Annotated in this window: 1 protein-coding gene; it reads right to left on the bottom strand. The window is 45.7% G+C overall.

The features are described from left to right. Positions 1 to 551, bottom strand: a 551-nt coding sequence (locus R7Q09_RS27670) for a glycosyl hydrolase family 18 protein (protein WP_318144150.1), incomplete at both ends; no start/stop codon positions are given.

Raw genomic sequence — 551 nt, 5'->3', positions numbered from 1 at the left:
GTTCTGCTGCTTTCCAATCGATACCTGCCGCTTTTGGACCAACGCCTACCGCCGTAGAAAGCTCGTATTCACGTTTGGTTTGATTTGTGAGTTCATCTAACTCTGCACGCATGGTTGTCACCAAGTAGGTAAACGCCTCACGCTCAGACGCTTTTTGTTCATCAGAAAGCTTGGTATCTGGGTTCCAAGGCGACGTTGTTAAACCGCCACCGCCTGGGTATTCCCAATCCAAATCAATGCCATCAAAGAAATCATATTGAGCAATCAACTCAACGGCACTTTTTGAGAATTGATCCATCGCTTGTTTGTTTTGCGTCATAGCATGGAACGGTTCGGACATTGTCCAGCCACCAAAAGAAGGAAGAATTTTGAGATCAGGATGTTGTTTCTTCATTTCGGCAAGTTGAGCGAAGTGACCTTTGTATGGCACGTTAACTGAGACAGCGCCAAAGTTCTTTTCCAGTGCCGCTTCGGTATCGACAATGATCGCCGTATAGGGATCTTTTCCTTCGCAGTGTTTAGCTACTATTTTTTGCACCGTTTCAGAAGCA

It is taken from the genome of Vibrio sp. 2130-1, assembly GCF_033339515.1.
Note: the sequence above shows the minus strand (reverse complement) of the source record. Positions and strands in the feature narration are given on the sequence as shown.